We start from the raw sequence: 20,449 nt of genomic DNA on the forward strand, positions 1-20,449 counted from the left end.
ATCCGCAGATTCAGAGGACGAGCAGTTGCGCGCTCTCTGCCGCATAGCGGGCGTGGCGAAAATCCCGGATGGTCAATAGTTTGCTGTCCTGCCAGGCCAGCAGGATGAAATAGGAAGGCCGCGCCGCCGGATCATCGCTGTCACGGACGAGCACTGCTGGCCTGTCTTCGACGAAGCCCGGCACGAAACGCCAATCCTGCACCCGGGAATAGTTGCCGAAATAGGTACCCACTTCCTTGCGGCCATTGAGCCGTGTCCTGGCCACCAGCTCCAGCCGGACTTCATCCGCCAGCATGTCGCGCACCGCGTCGAAGTCGCGGGCATTGAAGCGATCGATGTAAGCATTGAGCAGCAGACGCTCCGCCGCACTCAGTCTCGGAACAGGACGGTCGTCCGGTTCGTCCGCAAGATCGCGCAGCCGGTGGCGACCACGATGGAGCGCCGCCTTGACCGCGGGAATGCTGGTGTCGAGCGTGGCGCTGATTTCCTGCAACGAATAGCCCAGAACGTCCATCATGATGACGCTACTTCGCTGCGCGACGGGAAGGCGCATGAAGGTATGCAGGCCGGCCGCCGCTGTCTGGCGATCGACGGTGGGGTTTGCAGGGTCGACGATCATGTCCGGGTCCGCATCGGAAAAGTCCCTTTCACGGGCTCGCCGGCGCAGAAAGTCGAGCGCAGCATTGTGGGCAATGCGAAACAGCCAGCCCTCCGGATTGGCGATCGGGCCGGCGTTGGGCAGCGCCTCGAACGCCTTGGTCAGGGCTTCCTGCAGCACGTCCTCACCGTCGATGACCGAGCCCGTCATGCGGGCGCAGTAGCCGTGCAGCTTGGGGCGCATCTCACCAAACAGGCGATCAAAAGGCTCGCGGATCTGGCCGGGAATGTTCATGCGCCTCTGATCGCCATTACTGGTCGAGCATACGGTAGCTGCCCACCACAGTCATTTCCTCGCGTTGCGGACGCTCGATCAAGCGATCCCTGATGCCATTCTGAAAGGCCTCGAATGCCGTCAGCCCGGTGATGATGTCGGCATGGGCTTCGGTTTCCGTCTCGACCAGATGCACAAAGGTCCCGTCGTCGGACCGCCACGTCATGTAGCGAACGCCGTCCGGCGATTTTTCCCGCAACTCCTGGAACACGGCCTTGACCAGCCGTTCGTTCTCGTCGGCCCGTTCCGGTTTCGTCTTGTATCGTATCAAATGGCGTTTCATCGTGGTCATTCCTCTTTGTTGCCTTGCGCCCTGCGGGCCGCTCATTTCCGAGACGTTGCGGCGAACCAAAAGGATTCGGGCTGCCGGCAAAATAGTTCGACCCGATCCCGTGCAACCCCCGGAACGTCACGCATGGTCCCGATCGAGCAGCCGCCGCAGCATCGGTTCGATGCGTGACAGCTCGTCGAGATGCGCCGCCGACAGCTCGGCCAGACAATCGTCGGCGCGCTCGGTCAGTTGCAGCAGCACGCGACGGTGGTCGTCCTTGTCCTGATCCCTTGTGACCAGCCCCGCCTCGCCGAGGCGGTTGACCAGTTCGACGGCGCTGTGGTGGCGGATACGCAGGCGTTCCGCGAGATCGCCAACCGTCACCGGGCCGCCGCCGGGGAATCCCTTGATCGCAAGCAGCGCCTGATGCTGGCGCGGGGTCAGGCCGGCGTCTTCCGCCTGGACCTGGCTGAATTCGAGGAAGCGGCGGATCAGGTAGCGAAACTCCGATAGCCGCTGGTAATCGGCTTGGCTGATGGCGGGGCGTGATTTTTGTGGCTGCGACATATCAGACATGTGTTCGTTTTCCGGCGAAAGCTCAAACGGATTTCGGGCGAAACCGGCTTGAATATTTATATCGTGTTACGATACATATCCACCAACAAGCCCGGCTGGCCGCTTCGACCGTGCCGCATCTCAGACATACGGCGCGCCGCCAGGAAGCAAACTGCCATGAAGACCCCTCACTCGAACCCGGAGCATCTGCGCGATTTCACCACGGATGCCAGGGTGCTGTTCGTCGCCGCCATTGCCGTGGTGGTGGCGACAGCTGGACTGGTTGCCGGCATCGCGCTTTTGAAGCTGATCCGGCTGGCCACCAACATCGCCTATTTTGGCCAGTTCACGCTCGCCGATCTGAAGCTCGAGGACACGCCGCTGGGCTATGCCTCCGTCATCGTCCCTGTGATCGGTGCGCTGATCATCGGCCTGATGGCGCGCTTCGGCAGCGAGAAGATCCGCGGTCACGGCATTCCCGAAGCCATAGAGGCCATCCTGCTCGGGCGTTCCAGACTCGACGCCAAGGTGGCGATCCTGAAGCCGCTGTCGTCGGCGATCTCGATCGGCTCCGGCGGACCGTTCGGCGCCGAGGGCCCGATCATCATGACCGGCGGCGCGATCGGTTCGCTGATCGCGCAGATGCTGCCGGTCAGCGACAACGAACGCAAGACGCTGCTGGTAGCCGGTGCTGCGGCGGGCATGACCACGGTGTTCGGAACCCCGATCGCCGCCATCATGCTGGCGGTCGAACTGTTGCTTTTCGAATGGACCCCGCGCAGCTTCATCCCGGTGGCGGTCGCGGCTGTTATCGCCGAGGTGGAGCGCACCATGCTGCATCTGCCCGGACCGATCTTTCCGTTTCAGGGCGGCATGGAGGTGTCCTTTGTCGGCCTTGCCGGCTGGGTGGCGATCGGCGTTTGTGCAGGACTTCTGTCGGGGCTGCTGACGCAGATGGTCTATGCCTGCGAGGACGGTTTTCAGAAGCTGCCGATTCACTGGATGTGGTGGCCGATGCTTGGCGGCCTTGTGGTCGGCATAGGCGGGCTGATCGAGCCGCACGCGCTCGGTGTCGGCTATGACAACATCACCGACATGCTGGACGGCCGCACCGTCGCGACGGCGGCCCTTCTGCTGCTGGTGGTCAAGGCGATCATCTGGTCGGTAGCGCTCGGCTCGGGAACGTCGGGAGGTGTGTTGGCGCCGCTGTTGATCATGGGCGGGGCCATGGGCGCTGTGCTCGCCGGCGTTCTGCCTGCCGCGGATCTGGGTTTCTGGGCGCTGCTGGCGATGGCCGCCACGATGGGCGGCACAATGCGTGCGCCGCTGACCGCCACGTTCTTCGCCGTCGAACTGACCGGCAACACACATATGCTGGTGCCGCTGATTGCTGCCTGCGCCGCCGCGCACGCCGTCACCGTGCTTCTGATGAAGCGGTCGATCCTGACCGAAAAGATCGCCAGAAGGGGACATCATCTGGTTCGCGAATACCGCGTCGACCCTTTCGCCCTGACCAGAGTGCGCGAGGTGATGACGTCACAGGTCGAAAGCGTGCCGGCGACGATGACGCTGCATGGCGCGGCAGCGTTCCTGACCGCGCCGGAAACACGGCATCCGAGTTTTCCGGTGGTGGATGAGAACGGGCATGTGCTGGGCCTCATCGATCCGCCGGCTATATTGCGCTGGAGACGCGCCGGCACGCACCGCACCACCACGCTTGGCGCGTTGCTGGCCGGCAGCAAGGTGACGCTGGCCTATCCGGATGAATATCTCGAAGGCCTCTCCGACAAACTGCTGATGGCCAACGTCTCTCATCTGCCCGTCGTCACCCGTGAGGGCTTGCAACTGGTGGGCTATGTCGGCTGGAAGGATTTGATGCGCGTGCGGTCCAGGAAACAGGCCGAGGAGCGCGAGCGTTCGACCTTGCTTGGCTTCGGCACCAGACACAGGAAAAAGGACGACGCGGTCGAAAGCCTTTAGATTCTCTCTCCTCGCTTCGCCCATTCCAGCACATAGAGTCTCAACGCCGAGGACAGGTTGGTGTCGCGGGGCCGCGTCTCGTCGACTTCGGCGACAAGAGCAGCGAGGGTCAGCTTTCTGGTCGCCGCGATCGCGACGAGGTCCTCATAGAAGGGCTTTTCAAGCGAGTAGCTGGTGCGGTGACCACGAATGGTCACCGAGCGCTTTTCGACCGCGCTCACTGGTGACAGCTCACTGGTCGTCTTCGGCGCCGGATGGCTCGCGGCGGTGCCCAGCGACGAAGTTTTCGGTCTTGTCGGCGACTATGCGGTCGCGTTGCTTCTCTGCCTTGGAGCGACCGTACAGTGCCCGGTTCTGTTCGGCGACGCGCACTTTCTCGTCCCGCGCCTTCTGCTTGCGAGCCTGGCGGAGATTGACGATGTCAGCCATGGCGTGAACCGCAGGCCTATTTCTTGCGGAAGGCGTCGAGCGAGACCACTTCGGCGCCCTTGGTGCTGGCGTCCGCCGCTGCGGGCTTCTTCTCCGCCTCGGCGGCAGCTGCCTTCTTCTCCGCCTTCGGCTTTTTCTCGGAGACGATGGTCAACGGCTCAGGCGAGGCTGGAGCGGCTGGTTCCTCGGCTGCCGCGCCATCCGTCTTGACGTCGAATTCGAGTTCGAAATTGACCGACGGATCATAGAAGCCGCGTACGGCCGAAAACGGGATTTCGAGCTTTTCCGGCACATCGGAGAAGGACAGGCCAACCTCGAAGCCGGTATCGGTCACCTTCAGGTCCCAATACTGGAACTGGATGACGATGGTCATCTGCTCGGGATAGCGCTCGCGCAGCCGCGAAGACACGCGTACGCCCGGCGCGCCGGTCAGGAAGGTGATGAAGAAGTGGTGGTTGCCGGGGAGGCCGGTGCGCGCGACCTCGGCCAGGACCTTGCGCATGACGCCGCGCAACGCCTCCTGGGCCAGAATGTCGTAGCGGATGTGGTCGTCGGCCATGTGGCGGTCGGGTTCCGTTGAATCGTCCGCATAGCTGTAATCAAGCTTGAGGGCGGCGTAAACCGCATATAGATCACCCTCGCGCGGAAGCGAAGACTATTGCCAGCGATTTGATCGCTCAGGCGCTGGCGAGCGCGCTTTGCTTTTCGGACGATGCCGCGGACCGGCGCTTGCCGAAGGCGCGCAGGAATGTGCGCACGCCATTGGTCGCGGATTGCAGCACCTCGTCCTCGCGCGGCGAGCCGCCAAGCATGAAGGTGGTCTGCAGTTCGGCATTGACGAGGCCAAGGAACTGGCGTGCCGCCACATCCGGGTCCTCGATCGTGAGATAGCCGCCATAGGCGAGGCGGGCCAAGCGGGCGGCGATTGCCGGCCATGTTCTGCCCGGTCCCTGTTCGCGCCATTCGGCAAACAGTTCGGGATAGCGCTCGCCTTCGGTCTGGATCAGCTTGCGCAGGAATTTTCCGTCGCGGTTGCAGATGCAATTCTGGTTCAAGCGCACGGCAAAGCCGATCAGATCGGCTTCGAGATCCTTGGGCTGGTCGGGGAAGGTGGCAATGGTGGCGAAGATGCCGGCATTGCAGCGTTCGGTGAGGTCGCGGACCACGGCGACGAACAGTTTCTGCTTGTCGCCATGATGGTTGTAGATCGTCTGGCGCGAAACGCCGGCTTCGGCCGCGATCAGATCGATGTTGGCGCCGGCGAAACCTTCGCGGCAAAACACGGCAGCCGCGGAATCGACGATCGAGAGGCGCTTGGCCTCATGGCCGCGTGGCGGGAAAATGTCAGGAGAAACGTGCAGCTTCATAAAAAACTATATAGAGGTGATTGACGATTTAGACAAGAGTGTCTAAATTTGTGGACACAAGATAAAGAGATTTCGCGTGAGAGAGACGAATAGAATTCGCTCTTGAGGTGTCGGAATCTCACGGGATGGAACGTCCTAGGTTAGACGTCGCCTAGCGGCGGCAACCAGATTTGAAAGAAGCCTTTATCATGAGTCCCAAATTCCTCCGCATCGCGGTCGTGCTCGGCTTGTTGTCCGCCATCGGCCCGTTCGCCATCGACATGTATCTGCCCGCGCTGCCGTCGATCGGCGCGGATCTGCATGCCAGCACCGCTGCCGTGCAAATGAGCCTGTTGATCTTCTTCCTGTCGATGGGGTTTGGCCAGATCGTCGTCGGGCCGATTTCCGACATGGTCGGCCGCAAGCTGCCGCTTTATGGCGGTCTTGCGCTGTTCATGGTTGGCGGCATCGGTTCGGCAATGGCGCCGACCATCGAATGGCTGATCGCTTTCCGTTTCCTGCAAGGGCTTGGCGCCAGCGCCGGCATGGCCGTTCCGCGCGCCATCGTGCGCGACCTGCACACCGGTAATGAGGCCGCCAAGCTGATGTCCTTGCTGATGCTGGTGTTTTCGGTGTCGCCGATCCTGGCGCCGCTGACCGGCAGCGTGATCATCGAGAATTTCGGCTGGCGCGCCGTGTTCTGGACGGTGACGGGCGCGGCTCTGCTGGCCACCATCCTTCTGGCGACTTCGCTCAAGGAGACGCGACCGGTGGAAGATCGCGCCGGGTCCTCGTTCGGCACCGCGCTGTCGGCCTACCGCTTCCTGATGGGTGATCGCAACTTCCTCGGTCTGACGGCGATCGCCGGCTTCGGCATTGCCAGCTTCTTCGTCTATCTGTCGAGTTCGTCGTTCATCCTGATCGACCATTACGGGCTGTCGCCTTCGGTCTACAGCGTGTTCTTCTCGATCAACGCGGTGGCCTTCATCGGCATGTCGCAGATGACGGGGCTGCTGGCCGAGCGCTTCGGCCTGAGGCGCGTGGTGCGCGTCGCGGTGACCGGCTATGCGACGACGATGGTGGTGCTGTTCGCGGTGATGGCGACGGGCATCGACCGGCTCGATATGATGGCGGCGCTGCTGTTCGTCGGCTACGGCTTTCTCGGCCTAGTCATTCCGACCACCTCGGTGCTGGCCATGGAAGAACATGGCGAGATTGCCGGCACCGCTTCAGCGCTGATGGGCACGCTGCATTTCGCCATCGGCGCACTCGCCATGGGTGTCGCCGGCGTGTTCTTCGACGGTACGCCGCTGCCGATGGTGGCCGGGATCACGCTGTGTGCGGTGATTTCCTTCACGCTGGCCAAGATCACGCTCGGCCGCTCGCGCGAGGTTGCCGAGGCACCGGCGGAATAAGCAACCAAAACAAATGAAAAAGGCCGGGTTCATCCCGGCCTTTTCATGCCAATCCTGCCTCGATCAGCATGAAGCGCAGCCGCTCCTCGACCGTCGCCAAAGGCAGCGGGACGAGTTCATAGCCCAACTCCGTGTAGACGCCGACCAGCGCATGGTGCGTACGCTCGGCCTCCTCAAGCGTCTGCTTTCTCTCCTCATCCTGCGCGAAGATCTCCGGCCAAAGCGGGGCGACGAAGACGCGCTGATGATAGCGGAAGCGCCCGGCGGCGGCGTTGGCGTGTTCGGGTAGCGGCAGGCCGCTCAGCCTGAGGTACCCAATCGTGTCCGGAACGCCGCGATCGAAAAAAACAGGACGCCCGGTCTGTTGTCGCGCAATTTGATACGAGCGCATCTCCCATGCCAGCATCAACTCGGCGAACAGGGCGCGATCACGCCAGGGCAAAGCGGATCCGCCAATGGCGGACTGGTCGCGGATAATGCCGCGCCCGGCTTCCACCGAGGTGGCAAAGCCTGCGTGGCGCAGGGCTTCGATCAGGGTGGTCTTGCCGGATCCGGGACCACCGGTCAGCACGAAGAATCGATCGGAATCGTTTTGTTTGTCCATAGAGACGGGCACGCGGCGGTGCGCCTTCGCGGCCCATAGCCGTTGGACGGACCGGCCAGCGGGTGTTACCGTTGTGCGTAGCCATGTTGAGGAGGGGAGAAGTGGAGGTTTCTGTTGCCAGGTACCTCCGAACCCCGCCTAGAAGTGCGAACCTCTAGGGCTTGATTTGAAGCTATCGCACCGCTTACGCGGCGAGACGTGCTTCCGCATAGTTGTCATTTGCAACTACAGGTTTAGCCCGATGACGGTGGTACCATGCCGGGCAAAAGTACGATCTTTACACCTTCGTCGATCCTATTTCGCCCCCAGCAGAAACCGCTCTGTCATCAGCAGCGGCTTTTGGTGGAGGCGCCGGGTACCGCCCCCGGGTCCGAACGGCTTATTTCATCGCCCATTTATCGCCATAGTCGGTCAAGCCGACAAACTGAATATAGGGGGCCATCGCAAGAAATGGAAGGCCGGAATGGCACTTTGTCCCCCTGACAAAACCGCAAGTCCAAAGGGTTGACTTGGGCGCGGTCTCAACCGAAGCTTTGCCCCGGTGAGGAGTTACCGACCTAGCGCACATGTTGCAGCAGCGCGCCACAGCCCTCATCGATCGGATCCGTGGCGCCGACGAGGGGAATTTTGATGGCCGACTATCTTGCAGACGTGAAGAAATACGATGCCGGCGCCAGCGCTGATGCGGTTGAAAAGATCGTCAAGCACCTGGGTATCGCGCTCAGGAACCGCGATTCCTCGCTGGTATCCTGCACCGACCCGAAGGAACTCGGGCGTGTCAGGGACAACTGGGTCGCCAAGAAGCTCGGCATCAGCGATGCAGCGAAGGCCGATGCATCCATCGAGAAGACTTGCAAGGCAATGGCTGCCGACAACACCAAGAGCCGGGTGACTTTCTACTACCTCGTCGCGAAGGACCTGGGCAAGCTCGGCTCCCTCTGACGACCGCGCTTCAATTCGCAGGGCTGGCGCGGTCCATGCGCCAGCCCTGATGTTGTTGGGGACTGGCTGGCTTCGGGCAGGGCTTGCGCTGCTTTGTGGTGTTCGATTGCCTGTCCGTAAGCTATGATGGCTGGACAACCGAATCGAGCCGGAACCAATGCGCCAGTATCTCGACCTCCTGCAGCACGTGCTGGACAACGGCGCCGATCGCGGCGACCGCACCGGCACCGGAACCCGCTCCGTCTTCGGCTACCAGATGCGTTTCGACCTGGCGCGCGGCTTTCCCGTCACCACCACCAAGAAGCTGCATCTCAAGTCGATCATCCATGAACTGCTGTGGTTCCTGGCCGGCGACACCAACATCAAATACCTCACCGACCATGGCGTTTCGATCTGGGACGAATGGGCCGACGAGAATGGCGATCTCGGCCCGGTCTACGGCAAGCAGTGGCGTTCCTGGCCGGACGGCCATGGCGGCTCGATCGACCAGATCGCGAATCTTCTCAAGGAGATACGAAAAAATCCTCAATCGCGGCGGCTGATCGTTTCGGCATGGAATCCAGCCGAGGTGGAAGCGATGGCGCTGCCGCCCTGCCACTGCCTTTTCCAGTTCTACGTTTCGGAAGGGCGGCTTTCCTGTCAGCTTTACCAGCGGTCGGCCGATATCTTTCTCGGCGTGCCGTTCAACATCGCGTCCTATGCCCTGCTGACCCTGATGGTGGCGCAGGTCACCGGGCTGAAACCCGGCGATTTCGTCCACACACTTGGCGATGCGCATCTCTACTCGAACCATTTCGAGCAGGCGCGCGAACAGCTGCGGCGCACGCCGAGGGCGCTGCCGACGATGTGGATCAACCCCGAGGTGAAGGACCTGTTCGCCTTCCGCTTCGAGGATTTCCGGCTGGAAAAATACGTCGCCGATGCATCGATCAAGGCGCCGATAGCGGTATGACGCTAGAGCGGACCGCGCTTCAAGCCATAGCCAATGCGAAGCTGCAAGACGCAGACTTTTGTTTCAGAACGAACGCTATTCGAATGCTTACTATCTTTTCGGGTACGCTGCGGAAATTGCCATCAAGTCACGAATTTCGCGGCTTTTTCAGCCAGATACCATTCCTGATAAGAAATTCGTCCAAGACATTTACAGCCATGACCTCAACCGGCTTGTGGCGTTGGCTGGCTTGTCTGTGGATCTTACCGAAAGCCGGACGGCGTCGCCGGTATTCGATAGCCATTGGTCGGCGGTCTCAGATTGGAATGAAGCTTCGCGTTACGATATGATAGATGTGTTCGAGGCGACGGCCATGCGAAACGCGATGGTCGACGAAGAGCAAGGAATATTCAGATGGCTTCAGGATCGTTGGTAAGGATCGACATCGACGCCGGCATCAACCTAATTCGTGCTCTTGATGAAAAGGGATTCGGAGTTGCAGCTGCACTATGGTTGTACAACAGTGACGTCGACAATTGGCGCATGATTATCGCCTATCGCGGCCCACGAAAGGATCTCGAAAAAAAATATCTCGATGCGGCAACCATTGCTGCTGACTGGCGCAAGGCACGTCCACAAGAGCCTATTTTAGATCTTAGCAAGGTGAAGATCACATCAGCGGACGACCGGCTCATCGCCGGCTTGGGTATCGCCATGCGGGTTGATGGTCTAGGTGAGGTGCGATTTTCTCACAACACCATCAATGGCATCTATGTCGAAGATGCCTTGATCCATAGGCTTGCGGCCTAAGCCCAATAAATTAGGACAGGCCCTAGTCGATGCCTACCATCACGTCCGAGGCCTTGACCACGGCATAGGCCTGCTTGCCCTTTTCGAGCTTGAGATCGGCGACGGCCTCGTTGGTGAGCGAGGCGGTGACGATGGCCGCCGCCAACGCCGATCATGACATGCGAGGTGGTGGCTCCTTGACGATCTCGGCGATCGTTCCCCGGAGGGGATGTTGCGGGCACTGATCTTTCCAGGGTTTCTTTGCCGGTCTTTCCAGGACAATTGGTGTCGTACGGACGCTTTCATGGGGCGCCGGGCCTTCCCTTGTTATATTCATGCGGATATATCGGTCGGAGACTTAGGGCTGACTAGCTTTCAAACCGAGGAGAGTTCCCATGCTGCGCAAAGGTTTTGGATCGAGGGCGATCGCCATTGGTGGCTTCGCTGCGGCGCTGATGGCAGTCGTGCCGGCAGCACATGCGGAAGACAAGGTGGTGGTGTTTGCCGCGGCCAGCCTCAAGGACGCGCTCGACGCCGTGAACAAAGCCTGCGAGGCCGATGTCGGCGAGGCGGCGACTGTCTCCTATGCCGCGAGTTCGGCGCTGGCCAAACAGATCGAGGGCGGGGCGCCTGCCGACGTCTTTATCTCGGCCGATCTCGACTGGATGAGATATCTCTCCGACAAGAAGCTGACCAAGCCGGACACCGAAGTGAAGCTGCTCGGCAATGAGATCGTGCTGGTGGCGCCGAAGGACTCGGCGGTCGACACCAGGATCGAGAAGGGCTTTGACCTCGCCAAGCTGATCGGCGACGGCAAGCTCGCCATGGGCGATTTCAAGGCGGTGCCGGCCGGCAAATACGGCAAGGCCGCACTTGAATCGCTCGGCGTCTGGTCTTCGGTCGAAGGCAAGGTGGCGCAGGCCGAGAACGTGCGCGCGGCGCTGAAGCTGGTTTCGACGGGCGAAGCCGCCCTTGGCATTGTCTATGCCACCGACGCGCATGCTGAAAGGGGCGTCAAGGTGGTCGGCACCTTCCCGGAGGATTCGCATCCGCCGATCATCTATCCGGTTGCCCAGACCGCCGATTCGAAGGACAAGGACACGCCGGCTTTCCTGAAATGCCTGCAGTCGGCCAAGGCGGCCGCGCTGTTCAAGGATCAGGGATTTACCGTGCTCGCGCCGAGCAACTGAGTTCCAAGGGGCACTATGAACTGGCTGCTGGACCTCACTCCCGACGAATGGAATGCGGTCCGGCTGTCCATCAAGGTGGCAACGGTGGCGATGCTCGCCAGCCTGCCGCCGGGCATATTGATCGCGCTGCTGCTTGCCCGGGGACAATTCTGGGGCAAGACCGTTCTCAACGGGTTGGTGCACCTGCCGCTGATCCTGCCGCCCGTGGTGACCGGCTATCTGCTGCTGCTCACCTTCGGCCGGCGGGGCCCGGCCGGCGCTTTCCTGGCAGAGCATTTCGGCATTGTCTTCTCCTTCCGCTGGACGGGTGCGGCGCTGGCCTGCGGCGTCATGGGCTTTCCACTGATGGTGCGGGCGATCCGGTTGTCGATCGAGGCGGTGGACCGCAAGATGGAAGCGGCGGCGGGAACGCTCGGCGCCAATCCGCTGTGGGTGTTTGCCACCATCACGCTGCCGTTGATCCTGCCCGGGCTGATCGCCGGCGCCATCCTGGCCTTCGCCAAGGCGATGGGCGAGTTCGGCGCCACCATCACCTTCGTCTCCAACATTCCCAATGAGACGCAGACATTGCCGTCGGCGATCTACACCTTCACGCAGGTGCCGGGTGGCGATGAAGGGGCGCTCCGCCTGACGCTGATTTCCATCGTCATCTCCATGGCCGCGCTGGTGGCTTCGGAGGTGCTGGCGCGGCGTGTCGGCCAGCGACTGGACATCGAATGAGCGTTCTCGTCGACATCAGTCATCGGCTGGGTGGTTTCGCCATCGACGCCCGCTTCGAAAGCGCCGGGCGGCTGACGGCGCTGTTCGGCGCGTCTGGGTCGGGCAAGACGACGCTGATCGACATGATTGCCGGGCTGATCCGGCCCGACAAGGGACGCATCGAAGTCGACGGCCGTGTGCTGGTCGATACCGGTGCCGGCATTTTCGTGCCGAAGCACAAGCGCCGCATCGGCATGGTGTTCCAGGACGCACGGCTGTTTCCGCATATGAGCGTTGCCGGCAATCTGCGCTACGGCCGCTGGTTCACGCCGCCGGCGGAGCGCTACGCCGATATCGATGCCGTCGTCGACCTGCTCGGCATCGGGCCGCTCATGAACAGGCGGCCGGCAAAGCTCTCGGGCGGCGAGAAACAGCGCGTGGCGATCGGCCGGGCATTGCTTGCCAGCCCCAGACTGCTGCTCATGGACGAACCGCTGGCCTCGCTCGACGAAGCGCGCAAGGCCGAAATCCTGCCCTATGTCGAAAGGCTGCGCGACGAAACGAAAATCCCGATCGTCTATGTCAGTCATTCGGTCGCCGAAGTGGCGAGGCTGGCCAGCGACGTGGTGATGCTGGCGCAGGGCAATGTCATTGCCAGCGGGCCGACCGGGGCGGTGATGCAAAGGCTCGACCTGTTGCCGGCGGAGGAGCGCGGCGAGGGGGGCGCCGTGCTGGACACCAAGGTGCTGCATCACGACGAGCCTTTCGGCATGACCGTGCTCGGCTCGGCCGCGGGCGAGCTCCGGGTGCCACGGCTGGCGATGAAAACAGGTACGCCGGTGCGCATCCGTATCCGCGCCCGCGATGTGATGATCGCCACCGAAAAGCCGAGGGGTCTCAGCGCGCTCAACATCCTGCCGGGAACCATTACCGCGATGAGCCCCGGCGAAGGGCCTGCGGTCGAGGTCGGTATCGACTGCAATGGTGCAACCGTGCTTGCCCGCATCACCGAACAGTCGCGGCAGGCGCTGAAGCTCCATCTTGGCGGCAAGGTTTTCGCGGTGATCAAGACGGTGAGCTTCGATCGGGCGAACACCGGCGCCGGCCTGCCCGCCGAGGTGGATGGGTGATCCCGCTATGTCTTTTTGGAATAGCGGTTTCGCCAGGGAGCTTCTAGTATGAGGTTGGACCGCGGAGAGTAATGATGCCGTCGCTGAGCTTGCGGATAAATCTCGACCCCGACGGGCGCATCGGGCCGGGCAAGATCGAACTCCTGGAACAGATCGCCGCCTTCGGCTCCATTTCGGCCGCCGCGCGCGGCATGGAGATGTCCTACAAGCACGCCTGGGACCTGGTCGAGGACATGAACCGGGTATTCGGCAAGCCGCTGGTGGCGGCACAGACCGGCGGCCGCAAGGGCGGCGGCGCACAGTTGACGGCGGTCGGCCTGGCGGTGGTCAGCCGTTTTCGCGCCATCGAGCGGGCGGCGGCTTCGGCGGCAGCGACGCATATGGAGGCATTGCAGGCGGAGATTGATGCTGGGTGAGGGGGAAGGGAGTAGGGGAGTAGGGGAGTAGGGGAGTAGGGGAGTAGGGGAGTAGGGGAGTAGGACTTATTGCTCTTCACCGGGCTTGCGCAGCAAATAGCTGTCCATGATCCAGCCCTTCTGCCGACGAGCTTCCTCTCGAACCTTTTCGATCTCTGCGCCGATGTCACCGATCCTGCCGGAGAGAGTGATCTCGTCTTCCGTTCCGAGATAGGCGCCCCAATGGATGACGACATCCTTGTCTACAAGCGTGTTGAAAGCGCATTTGCCGTCCAGCAGCACGACCGCGCTGCCGGCATTGTCCGGCATGCCTTCCTCGGTCAGGCGGCGGCCTGTGGTGATGAGGACGGAATCGCCGATGCGGTTCAGCGCCATCTTGTGGCTGGCGGCAAGTGCCTGGACGGCGGTGATGCCGGGGATCACCTCAAGCTCGAACGCCACATTGCCTCGCAGGCGCACGCGCTCGAGGATGCGTAACGCGCTGTCATAGAGCGAAGGATCGCCCCAGATCAGGAAGGCGCCGCAGCCGTCGCCTGCAATCTCGTCGCGGATCAGGCCTTCGTAAATGGCGGCGATGGCTTCATGCCAGTCATCGACGGTCGAGCGGTAGGAGGGGGCCGGCCCATCTTCTACTGGCCCATCTTCCATTGGCAGGTCGCGCAACGGCACGTCGAATTCGACACGGCGTGATTTCGGGTTGGTGACGAAGCGGTCGCATATCCGGCGGCGCAGTTCGGCCAGTTCATTTTTTTTCGCGCCCTTGTCGGGAATGAACAGCACATCCGCCTGGTTCAGGCCTGATATGGCCTGAACGGTCATGTGGTCGGGATTGCCGGCGCCGATGCCGATGACGAGAAGCTTGCGCATGGGCGAACTCCTGCCCGATCGGAACCCGTTAGTCCAGACCGCGCTGGCGCGTGTCCAGACCGCGCTGGCGCGTGTCCAGACCGCGCTGGCGCGTGTCCAGACCGCGCTGGCGCGTGTCCAGACCGCGCTGGCGCGTGTCCAGATCGCGCTGGGTGTCCAGACTGCTTGCTCCAGACCCTTTTTGGTGCGCTAGCGGATGCGGAAGGGCTTTGAAACGCCACATTGAAACGGCTAGGGTCCTGCAAGCATTCTAGCCGAGGGGGCTTCCATGTTGCGATATGTTCTGACCGCCGTGCTGGCCCTGTCGGCTGCGCCCGTATTTGCCAATGATTCGGTTGCCGAACTTGGCACTGGCGGCCTGATCCTGTCGCGCAGCGATGCCGTGGCGATGCAAAGCGAGGACCTTTTCATCTCGCCTGAAAAGGTCACGGTCGACTATGTCTTCCACAACAACACCGATCGCGATGTCGAGGCCATCGTCGCCTTCCCGATGCCCGAAATATCGGGCAATCCCGAAGAAATCCCGGCGATTCCCGAAAACCAGAGCGACAATTTCCTCGGCTTCGAGGTGACGATCGACGGTGCCGCCGTCAAGCCGCAGCTCGAGCAGAAGGTGTTGGCGCTAGGCATCGACATCAGCGCAGAGCTGAAGGCGCAAAACGTGCCGTTCTATCCATTCGGCGATGCGGCGAAGGCGGCCTTGGCCAAGTTGCCGCAAGCGGTTGTCGATGACTGGGTCGACCGCGGCATCATCATCGAGGACACCGGCAGCGACGGCACCGAGACGACCAAGGTCTACACGCCGTTCTGGCAATTGCGTTCGACCTACTGGTGGCGCTCGACCTTTCCGGCCAACAAGGACGTCCATGTTTCCCACCATTACAAGCCGAGCGTCGGCGGCACGTCTTCAGTCAGCTTCTTCTACGACGGCAAATTCCAGGGTCAGTATGCGGCCTACAAGGCCCGCTATTGCATGGACGACACATTCGAGAGTGCGGTGCGCAAGGCGGCGAAGAACGACCCTGACGGCTACCCCAAATATGTCGAGAACCGCATCGCCTATATCCTGACCACCGGCGGCAACTGGGCCACCGGCACAATCGGAAAGTTCAAGCTGACGATCGACAAGGGCAATCCGAAAGCCCTGGTCTCGTTCTGCGGCGACAATGTCAAAAAGACCGGACCGACGACATTCGAGATGACGGCGGATAATTTCTACCCCGAGCGCGACATCGACATCCTGATCCTCGAGCCAACGGACGACAATTGATGCATGTCGCAATTTACGTTGCCATCGCCGAGAACGGCGTGATCGGGCGGGACGGCGGGCTCCCGTGGCGGCTCTCCACCGATCTCAAGCGCTTTAAGGCCGATACGATGGGCAAGCCCATCATCATGGGCCGCAAGACCTATGAGGGCATCGGCCGGCCGCTACCGGGCAGGTTGAACATCGTCGTCACCCGCGACAAGACCTGGCGCGCCGAGGGCGTAGAGGTGGCACATTCGCTCGAAGCCGCGGTCCAACTGGCGACGGTGCGCGGGCGCCGCATGGCCGATGTGGACGAGGTGTGCGTCATCGGTGGCGGCGAAATCTATGCCCAGGCCATGCTTCTGGCCGATCGGCTGTATGTCACCCATGTGCTGGCAGCGGTCGACGGCGACGCACATTTCCCGCCGATCGATCCTGATTCCTGGCGTATTGTCAGCTCGCACGACGTCCCGGCCGGGGAAAAGGACAGCCACCCGACGCGCTATTCGGTTTACGAGCGGCGTCGAGAGAGACATTGACTGAAAAAAGGGGCATTGAAGGGGGCATTGAAGGAAGACAAAGGGTCGCGACCGGACAAATCGGACGAAGTCGGCAGCGCATCGCGTTGAAAGCGCCTCGTGGCGTCCCTATAGAAGAACAATACTGGATTTTGCGCCGTAATACCGGCGCTTGAGGGAATTCCAAGCGAAAGGACATTCATGCCCTGGAACGACAAAAGCGGCGGTGGCGGCGGCCCATGGGGTGGCGGCGGCAACAATCAGGGACCCTGGGGGCAGGGTCCAAAGGGACCCAGCGGCCCACAGGGCTCGCCTCCCGATCTCGAAGACATCATCCGCCGCGGCCAGGACCGGCTGCGGCGCGCTCTGCCGGGTGGCGGCGGCGCAAGCCCGGCTATCTTCGCCCTGATCGCGGCTGCACTTGTGGTGCTGTGGGCGTTCAAGGCGGTTTATACCGTGCAGCCCGACGAGGTCGCGGTCGAATTGCGCTTCGGCAAGCCGAAGACCGAACTGTCGCAGCCTGGCCTGCATTTCCATTGGTGGCCGCTCGAAACCGTCGAGACGGCCAAGATTTCCGAGCAGCTCGTCGATATCGGCGGCGGCGGCGCGACGAGTGGCAACACGTCCGGGCTGATGCTTACCGGCGACCAGAACATCGTCAACGTCCAGTTCTCGGTCGCCTATCAGGTCTCCGACCCGAGCGCGTATCTCTTCGATGTGTCCGATCCCGACGGCATGCTGCGGCAGGTTGCCGAAAGCGCCATGCGTGAAGCCGTCGGCCGCCGGCCGGCGCAGGACATCTTCCGCGACGACCGCCAGGGCATTGCCGCCTCGGTGCGTGAAATCATCCAGACGACGCTGGACGGCTACAAGGCCGGTCTCAACGTCAACGCCGTCTCGATCGAGGATGCGGCACCGCCACGTGAAGTGGCCGATGCGTTCGACGAAGTGCAGCGCGCCGAGCAGGACGAGGACAAGTTCGTCGAGCAGGCCAACCAGTACTCCAACCAGAAGCTCGGGCAGGCGCGCGGCGAGGCCGCACAGATCCGCGAAGACGCGGCCGCCTACAAGAACCGGGTCGTGCAGGAAGCCGAGGGTGAGGCGCAGCGCTTCATCTCGGTCTATGACGAATATGCCAAGGCGCCCGATGTAACGCGCAAGCGCCTCTACCTGGAAACCATGGAGAAGGTTCTGAAGGATTCGAGCAAGGTCATCGTCGAGCAGGGCAACGGGCAAGGGGTCGTTCCCTATCTGCCGCTGCCGGCATTGCAGCCGAAAGCGCCGGCACCCGCTGCGCCCAGTGGCGTTACGGGAGGTAACCAGTGATGGCCAACCGTCTTCCCATCATCGTCGTCGCAGCAGCGGTTATCCTGTTCCTGCTCTATTCGTCGGTCTTCGTGGTCAATGCGCGTCAGCAGGCGCTGGTGCTCAGGTTCGGCGAGATCGTCGACGTCAAGAGCGAACCCGGCATCTACTTCAAGGCGCCGTTCTCGTTCTTCGACGCCGATACGGTGCAGCTGATCGAGAACCGGGTGCTGCGCTTCGACCTCGACAACATCCGCGTCCAGGTCTCGGGCGGCAAGTTCTATGAGGTCGATGCCTTCATCGCCTACCGCATCTCGGATCCGCGGGTCTTCCGCTCCGCCGTGTCCGGTCAGATCGAATTGGCCGAGGCCCGGCTCAGGACGCGTCTCGACGCTGCCTTGCGCCGTGTCTATGGTCTGCGTGATTTCGAGGCAGCACTCTCCGAAGAGCGCGGCGTGATGATGCGCGAAGTCCGCGACCAGCTCAGGCCCGACGCCACCTCGCTCGGCCTGCAGATCGAGGATGTCCGTATCCGCCGCACCGATCTCACGGCCGAAGTCTCGCAGCAGACCTTCGACCGCATGAAGGCGGAACGCCTGGCGGAAGCTGCGCGGCTGAGGGCACGCGGCAACGAAGCGGCGCAGCGCATCACGGCCCGCGCCGATCGCGAAGTGGTCGAGATTGTCGCCGAAGCGCAAAAAGAGTCGGAAATCCTGCGCGGCGAGGGCGAAGCCCAGCGCAGCGCCACCTTCGCGGGAGCCTATCAGCGCGATCCGGCCTTCTTCGACTTCTACCGGTCGATGAATGCCTATGGCACGGCGCTGGACAACACCGGAACGACGATGGTGCTGTCGCCGAACTCGGAGTTCTTCCGTTTCTTCCGCAATCCCGACGGCAGCGAGGGGCCGGCAAAGCCGGCTTCGCCTGCGCCAAACGCTCCGGCGACGGCACCCGCCGCGCCGGCGGCACAGCCCAGCACCGGCCAGTAGCGGCCGGTGCAGGATTTTCTTGCCGCCATGGGCCTGGTCCTTGTCATAGAGGGTCTGGTCTATGGCGGTTTTCCCGGCCTGGCCAGGAAACTTGCCACCGAAGTGCTGTCGCTGCCCGAGAACGCGCTGCGGATCGCCGGGCTGGCGGCGATCGTGATCGGCGTCGGCATCGTCTGGCTGGTGCGGGGCGCATGACGGCGGCGATGATTTATCCTCTGCCGATAGTCATAGCCGCAAACGTGCCGTATTTTTTGCCAACATGGCGTGACGCGGCGTTTTCGTCGAAGCGCTTTTCTTTTCAAGGATACCGGGAGGCTTCTCGATGACATCCAATACAATTCTGTGCGCGGCTCGGCGGACATTCATCGCCGGCGCGGCGGCACTTCTTGTCAGCGCCGTCGCTGTCCCGTCCTTCGTGACGCCGACATTTGCCGCCGATGGACCCGCTTCGGTCGCCGATCTGGCGCAAGGCCTGCTCGGCGCGGTGGTCAACATATCGACCTCGCAGACGGTCAAGGGCACCGAAGGCCCGGGCGCCGTGCCGATGCCGCAATTGCCCGAGGGGTCGCCCTTCCAGGATTTCTTCGACGATTTCTTCAAGAACCGCGGCGGCGACAAGGACAACGGCTCGCAGAAGGTGCAGTCGCTGGGCTCCGGCTTCGTCATCGATGCCGAGCAAGGCATCGTCGTCACCAACAACCATGTCATTGCCGATGCCGATGACATCGAGGTCAATTTCTCCGATGGTGTCACCTTGAAGGCGACGCTGGTCGGCACCGACACCAAGACCGATGTCGCCGTGCTCAAGGTCGATCCGAAAGGCCACAAGCTGACGGCGGTGAAGTTCGGCGATTCCACCAAGATGCGCGTCGGCGACTGGGTAATGGCGATCGGCAATCCGTTCGGCCTCGGCGGCACGGTGACGGTCGGCATCGTCTCTGCCCGCAACCGCGACATCAATTCCGGCCCCTATGACGACTTCATCCAGACCGATGCCGCGATCAACCGTGGCAATTCCGGCGGACCGCTGTTCAACAGCGCCGGCGAAGTCATCGGCATCAACACGGCGATCATTTCGCCTTCCGGCGGTTCGATCGGCATCGGCTTCTCCATCCCCTCGCAGCTCGCGTCCGGCGTCGTCGACCAGTTGCGCCAGTTCGGCGAGACGCGGCGCGGCTGGCTGGGCGTGCGCATCCAGCCGGTGACCGACGACATCGCCGAAAGCCTCGGCATGGCGACCGCCAAGGGCGCGCTGGTCGCCGGCGTGATCAAGGGCGGCCCGGTCGACAATGGCACCATCCAGGCGGGCGATGTCGTCATCAAGTTCGACGGCAAGGACATCCATGAGATGCGCGATCTGCCGCGCGTCGTCGCCGAAAGCCCGGTTGGCAAGGCGGTCGATGTGCTCATCGTGCGCAAGGGTGTCGAGCAGACCGTGAAAGTAACGCTCGGCCGGCTCGAGGATGGCGAAAAACTCGCCAGCGGCGAGGAGGGCAGCAACACCGACCAGGACAAGGGTGACAAGGCTCCAGCCGTTTCCACTGCTTCGGTGCTCGGCATGACGGTCGGCGAACTGAACGACGAGACACGCAAGAGGTTCAGCATTGCGGCCGATGTTTCGGGCGTCGTCATCACCGACGTCACCAAGGACTCGGCAGCCGCCGAACGCGGCATCCAGCCCGGCGAGGTGATCACCGAGATCGCACAGGAATCGGTCGCCACCCCCAAGGACGTCATGGATCGCATCGGCGCCTTGAAGGAACAGGGGCGCAAGAATGCACTCTTGATGCTGGCCTCGAAGACCGGTGAGCTCAGGTTCGTGACGATCCGGATGGACTGAAGTCAGCAGCCCGCAGGCATATTGTAACATCCTATGGGATGTACTATTTTGCC

26 protein-coding genes, 1 other RNA gene and 1 pseudogene are annotated in these 20,449 nt (G+C 62.3%); 17 read left to right on the forward strand and 11 right to left on the reverse strand.

Features of this window, described 5'->3' with window-relative positions; genetic code table 11:
- Positions 1-10: 10 nt before the first annotated feature.
- The 3 genes from NKK51_RS06460 to NKK51_RS06470 all read right to left on the reverse strand — a co-directional run bounded on the left by NKK51_RS06460 (position 11) and on the right by NKK51_RS06470 (position 1,778).
- Complete coding sequence (locus NKK51_RS06460; RefSeq protein WP_352551844.1) at positions 11-892, reverse strand: sigma-70 family RNA polymerase sigma factor; 882 nt, start codon at positions 890-892, stop codon at positions 11-13.
- A 16-nt stretch (positions 893-908) separates the two neighbouring features.
- Positions 909-1,214, reverse strand: a complete 306-nt coding sequence (locus tag NKK51_RS06465) for a hypothetical protein (RefSeq protein ID WP_352551846.1) — start codon at positions 1,212-1,214, stop codon at positions 909-911.
- A gap of 126 nt (positions 1,215-1,340) precedes the next feature.
- The gene (locus tag NKK51_RS06470) at positions 1,341-1,778 is read right to left on the reverse strand and encodes a MarR family winged helix-turn-helix transcriptional regulator (RefSeq protein ID WP_352551848.1); all 438 of its coding nucleotides are present in this window, start codon (positions 1,776-1,778) and stop codon (positions 1,341-1,343) included.
- Positions 1,779-1,934: 156 nt separating this feature from the next.
- On the opposite strand from NKK51_RS06470, the gene NKK51_RS06475 reads away from it, so the two are divergent.
- Complete coding sequence (locus NKK51_RS06475; RefSeq protein ID WP_352551849.1) at positions 1,935-3,737, forward strand: chloride channel protein; 1,803 nt, start codon at positions 1,935-1,937, stop codon at positions 3,735-3,737.
- On the opposite strand, the gene NKK51_RS06480 is transcribed toward NKK51_RS06475, so the two are convergent.
- The 4 genes from NKK51_RS06480 to NKK51_RS06495 all read right to left on the reverse strand — a co-directional run bounded on the left by NKK51_RS06480 (position 3,734) and on the right by NKK51_RS06495 (position 5,533).
- Positions 3,734-3,958 carry a ribbon-helix-helix domain-containing protein gene (locus tag NKK51_RS06480; RefSeq protein ID WP_352551851.1) on the reverse strand — a complete coding sequence of 75 codons (225 nt, stop codon included), beginning with the start codon at positions 3,956-3,958 and terminating at the stop codon, positions 3,734-3,736. The two genes, NKK51_RS06475 and NKK51_RS06480, sit on opposite strands and share 4 nt — an antisense overlap.
- A 10-nt stretch (positions 3,959-3,968) precedes the next feature.
- Entirely contained in the window at positions 3,969-4,166 is a 198-nt protein-coding gene (locus NKK51_RS06485) for a DUF4169 family protein (protein WP_352551853.1), read from the reverse strand.
- A 16-nt stretch (positions 4,167-4,182) separates the two neighbouring features.
- Entirely contained in the window at positions 4,183-4,725 is a 543-nt protein-coding gene (locus NKK51_RS06490) for an SspB family protein (RefSeq protein ID WP_128306087.1), read from the reverse strand.
- Positions 4,726-4,843: 118 nt separating this feature from the next.
- Positions 4,844-5,533, reverse strand: coding sequence for a TetR/AcrR family transcriptional regulator (locus NKK51_RS06495; RefSeq protein ID WP_128306088.1), 690 nt, complete (start codon positions 5,531-5,533; stop codon positions 4,844-4,846).
- 188 nt (positions 5,534-5,721) lie between these two features.
- Here NKK51_RS06495 and NKK51_RS06500 point away from each other — a divergent pair, with 188 nt between their 5' ends.
- Positions 5,722-6,927: a multidrug effflux MFS transporter gene (locus NKK51_RS06500; RefSeq protein WP_352551855.1), complete on the forward strand. Its 1,206-nt coding sequence runs from the start codon at positions 5,722-5,724 to the stop codon at positions 6,925-6,927.
- Positions 6,928-6,970: 43 nt separating this feature from the next.
- On the opposite strand, the gene NKK51_RS06505 is transcribed toward NKK51_RS06500, so the two are convergent.
- Both NKK51_RS06505 and ssrA read right to left on the reverse strand, forming a co-directional pair.
- A complete protein-coding gene (locus NKK51_RS06505; RefSeq protein WP_352551857.1) occupies positions 6,971-7,531 on the reverse strand; it encodes an AAA family ATPase in 561 nt (186 codons plus the stop codon).
- 100 nt (positions 7,532-7,631) lie between these two features.
- Positions 7,632-7,991: a transfer-messenger RNA gene (ssrA, locus tag NKK51_RS06510) on the reverse strand.
- Between the two features lie 170 nt (positions 7,992-8,161).
- On the opposite strand from ssrA, the gene NKK51_RS06515 reads away from it, so the two are divergent.
- The 4 genes from NKK51_RS06515 to NKK51_RS06530 all read left to right on the forward strand — a co-directional run bounded on the left by NKK51_RS06515 (position 8,162) and on the right by NKK51_RS06530 (position 10,214).
- Entirely contained in the window at positions 8,162-8,473 is a 312-nt protein-coding gene (locus NKK51_RS06515; protein ID WP_023813086.1) for a DUF2853 family protein, read from the forward strand.
- A 157-nt stretch (positions 8,474-8,630) separates the two neighbouring features.
- Complete coding sequence (locus NKK51_RS06520; protein ID WP_023813085.1) at positions 8,631-9,425, forward strand: thymidylate synthase; 795 nt, start codon at positions 8,631-8,633, stop codon at positions 9,423-9,425.
- A 58-nt stretch (positions 9,426-9,483) separates the two neighbouring features.
- Complete coding sequence (locus NKK51_RS06525; RefSeq protein WP_352551860.1) at positions 9,484-9,840, forward strand: hypothetical protein; 357 nt, start codon at positions 9,484-9,486, stop codon at positions 9,838-9,840.
- A complete protein-coding gene (locus NKK51_RS06530) occupies positions 9,819-10,214 on the forward strand; it encodes a hypothetical protein (RefSeq protein ID WP_155930600.1) in 396 nt (131 codons plus the stop codon). The genes NKK51_RS06525 and NKK51_RS06530 overlap by 22 nt, the downstream gene beginning before the upstream one ends.
- Positions 10,215-10,236: 22 nt before the next feature.
- Here NKK51_RS06530 and NKK51_RS06535 read toward each other — a convergent pair.
- A pseudogene (locus NKK51_RS06535) lies at positions 10,237-10,439 on the reverse strand (TOBE domain-containing protein).
- A 149-nt stretch (positions 10,440-10,588) separates the two neighbouring features.
- On the opposite strand from NKK51_RS06535, the gene modA reads away from it, so the two are divergent.
- From modA to NKK51_RS06555, 4 genes are all read left to right on the forward strand, one after another.
- Positions 10,589-11,383 (forward strand): molybdate ABC transporter substrate-binding protein, encoded by a 795-nt coding sequence (gene modA, locus NKK51_RS06540; protein ID WP_352551862.1) that lies wholly within the window; start codon positions 10,589-10,591, stop codon positions 11,381-11,383.
- A gap of 15 nt (positions 11,384-11,398) precedes the next feature.
- Positions 11,399-12,103, forward strand: coding sequence for a molybdate ABC transporter permease subunit (modB, locus tag NKK51_RS06545; protein WP_352551863.1), 705 nt, complete (start codon positions 11,399-11,401; stop codon positions 12,101-12,103).
- Positions 12,100-13,212, forward strand: coding sequence for a molybdenum ABC transporter ATP-binding protein (modC, locus tag NKK51_RS06550; protein ID WP_352551865.1), 1,113 nt, complete (start codon positions 12,100-12,102; stop codon positions 13,210-13,212). The genes modB and modC overlap by 4 nt, the downstream gene beginning before the upstream one ends.
- A 74-nt stretch (positions 13,213-13,286) precedes the next feature.
- On the forward strand, positions 13,287-13,628 hold the full coding sequence (locus NKK51_RS06555) for a winged helix-turn-helix domain-containing protein (protein ID WP_256751177.1): 342 nt from the start codon (positions 13,287-13,289) through the stop codon (positions 13,626-13,628).
- Between the two features lie 66 nt (positions 13,629-13,694).
- Here NKK51_RS06555 and cobF read toward each other — a convergent pair whose 3' ends face one another.
- On the reverse strand, positions 13,695-14,495 hold the full coding sequence (gene cobF / locus NKK51_RS06560) for a precorrin-6A synthase (deacetylating) (protein ID WP_352551866.1): 801 nt from the start codon (positions 14,493-14,495) through the stop codon (positions 13,695-13,697).
- On the opposite strand from cobF, the gene NKK51_RS06565 reads away from it, so the two are divergent.
- From NKK51_RS06565 to NKK51_RS06595, 7 genes are all read left to right on the forward strand, one after another.
- A complete protein-coding gene (locus NKK51_RS06565; RefSeq protein WP_352551867.1) occupies positions 14,494-14,688 on the forward strand; it encodes a hypothetical protein in 195 nt (64 codons plus the stop codon). The genes cobF and NKK51_RS06565 overlap by 2 nt on opposite strands.
- Before the next feature lie 75 nt (positions 14,689-14,763).
- Positions 14,764-15,765 carry a DUF4424 domain-containing protein gene (locus tag NKK51_RS06570; protein ID WP_352551868.1) on the forward strand — a complete coding sequence of 334 codons (1,002 nt, stop codon included), beginning with the start codon at positions 14,764-14,766 and terminating at the stop codon, positions 15,763-15,765.
- Positions 15,765-16,283, forward strand: a complete 519-nt coding sequence (locus tag NKK51_RS06575) for a dihydrofolate reductase (RefSeq protein WP_352551870.1) — start codon at positions 15,765-15,767, stop codon at positions 16,281-16,283. Before NKK51_RS06570 ends, NKK51_RS06575 begins: the two co-directional genes overlap by 1 nt.
- Positions 16,284-16,463: 180 nt before the next feature.
- Positions 16,464-17,588, forward strand: a complete 1,125-nt coding sequence (gene hflK / locus NKK51_RS06580) for an FtsH protease activity modulator HflK (protein WP_023813074.1) — start codon at positions 16,464-16,466, stop codon at positions 17,586-17,588.
- Positions 17,588-18,556 carry a protease modulator HflC gene (hflC, locus tag NKK51_RS06585; RefSeq protein ID WP_023813073.1) on the forward strand — a complete coding sequence of 323 codons (969 nt, stop codon included), beginning with the start codon at positions 17,588-17,590 and terminating at the stop codon, positions 18,554-18,556. Before hflK ends, hflC begins: the two co-directional genes overlap by 1 nt.
- A 6-nt stretch (positions 18,557-18,562) precedes the next feature.
- Positions 18,563-18,751, forward strand: coding sequence for a DUF2065 domain-containing protein (locus tag NKK51_RS06590; RefSeq protein ID WP_023813072.1), 189 nt, complete (start codon positions 18,563-18,565; stop codon positions 18,749-18,751).
- 127 nt (positions 18,752-18,878) lie between these two features.
- Positions 18,879-20,396 (forward strand): DegQ family serine endoprotease, encoded by a 1,518-nt coding sequence (locus tag NKK51_RS06595; protein WP_352551872.1) that lies wholly within the window; start codon positions 18,879-18,881, stop codon positions 20,394-20,396.
- Positions 20,397-20,449 lie beyond the last annotated feature (53 nt).

Origin of the sequence: Mesorhizobium sp. M0011 (assembly GCF_040324155.1) — a bacterium.
Taxonomy (GTDB): Bacteria; Pseudomonadota; Alphaproteobacteria; order Rhizobiales; family Rhizobiaceae; genus Mesorhizobium.

Bases quoted from the DNA above. Each gene is read 5' to 3' on its own strand.
- NKK51_RS06505 (WP_352551857.1), bottom strand. From the start codon at position 7,531: ATGGACAAACAAAACGATTCCGATCGATTCTTCGTGCTGACCGGTGGT.
- NKK51_RS06490 (WP_128306087.1), bottom strand. From the start codon at position 4,725: ATGGCCGACGACCACATCCGCTACGACATTCTGGCCCAGGAGGCGTTG.
- NKK51_RS06570 (WP_352551868.1), top strand. From the start codon at position 14,764: ATGTTGCGATATGTTCTGACCGCCGTGCTGGCCCTGTCGGCTGCGCCC.
- NKK51_RS06515 (WP_023813086.1), top strand. From the start codon at position 8,162: ATGGCCGACTATCTTGCAGACGTGAAGAAATACGATGCCGGCGCCAGC.
- NKK51_RS06460 (WP_352551844.1), bottom strand. From the start codon at position 892: ATGAACATTCCCGGCCAGATCCGCGAGCCTTTTGATCGCCTGTTTGGT.
- cobF (WP_352551866.1), bottom strand. From the start codon at position 14,495: ATGCGCAAGCTTCTCGTCATCGGCATCGGCGCCGGCAATCCCGACCAC.
- NKK51_RS06595 (WP_352551872.1), top strand. From the start codon at position 18,879: ATGACATCCAATACAATTCTGTGCGCGGCTCGGCGGACATTCATCGCC.
- NKK51_RS06575 (WP_352551870.1), top strand. From the start codon at position 15,765: ATGCATGTCGCAATTTACGTTGCCATCGCCGAGAACGGCGTGATCGGG.
- NKK51_RS06565 (WP_352551867.1), top strand. From the start codon at position 14,494: ATGGGCGAACTCCTGCCCGATCGGAACCCGTTAGTCCAGACCGCGCTG.
- NKK51_RS06475 (WP_352551849.1), top strand. From the start codon at position 1,935: ATGAAGACCCCTCACTCGAACCCGGAGCATCTGCGCGATTTCACCACG.
- NKK51_RS06520 (WP_023813085.1), top strand. From the start codon at position 8,631: ATGCGCCAGTATCTCGACCTCCTGCAGCACGTGCTGGACAACGGCGCC.
- hflK (WP_023813074.1), top strand. From the start codon at position 16,464: ATGCCCTGGAACGACAAAAGCGGCGGTGGCGGCGGCCCATGGGGTGGC.
- modA (WP_352551862.1), top strand. From the start codon at position 10,589: ATGCTGCGCAAAGGTTTTGGATCGAGGGCGATCGCCATTGGTGGCTTC.
- NKK51_RS06500 (WP_352551855.1), top strand. From the start codon at position 5,722: ATGAGTCCCAAATTCCTCCGCATCGCGGTCGTGCTCGGCTTGTTGTCC.
- NKK51_RS06495 (WP_128306088.1), bottom strand. From the start codon at position 5,533: ATGAAGCTGCACGTTTCTCCTGACATTTTCCCGCCACGCGGCCATGAG.
- NKK51_RS06485 (WP_352551853.1), bottom strand. From the start codon at position 4,166: ATGGCTGACATCGTCAATCTCCGCCAGGCTCGCAAGCAGAAGGCGCGG.
- hflC (WP_023813073.1), top strand. From the start codon at position 17,588: ATGGCCAACCGTCTTCCCATCATCGTCGTCGCAGCAGCGGTTATCCTG.
- modC (WP_352551865.1), top strand. From the start codon at position 12,100: ATGAGCGTTCTCGTCGACATCAGTCATCGGCTGGGTGGTTTCGCCATC.
- NKK51_RS06555 (WP_256751177.1), top strand. From the start codon at position 13,287: ATGCCGTCGCTGAGCTTGCGGATAAATCTCGACCCCGACGGGCGCATC.
- modB (WP_352551863.1), top strand. From the start codon at position 11,399: ATGAACTGGCTGCTGGACCTCACTCCCGACGAATGGAATGCGGTCCGG.
- NKK51_RS06530 (WP_155930600.1), top strand. From the start codon at position 9,819: ATGGCTTCAGGATCGTTGGTAAGGATCGACATCGACGCCGGCATCAAC.
- NKK51_RS06465 (WP_352551846.1), bottom strand. From the start codon at position 1,214: ATGAAACGCCATTTGATACGATACAAGACGAAACCGGAACGGGCCGAC.
- NKK51_RS06470 (WP_352551848.1), bottom strand. From the start codon at position 1,778: ATGTCTGATATGTCGCAGCCACAAAAATCACGCCCCGCCATCAGCCAA.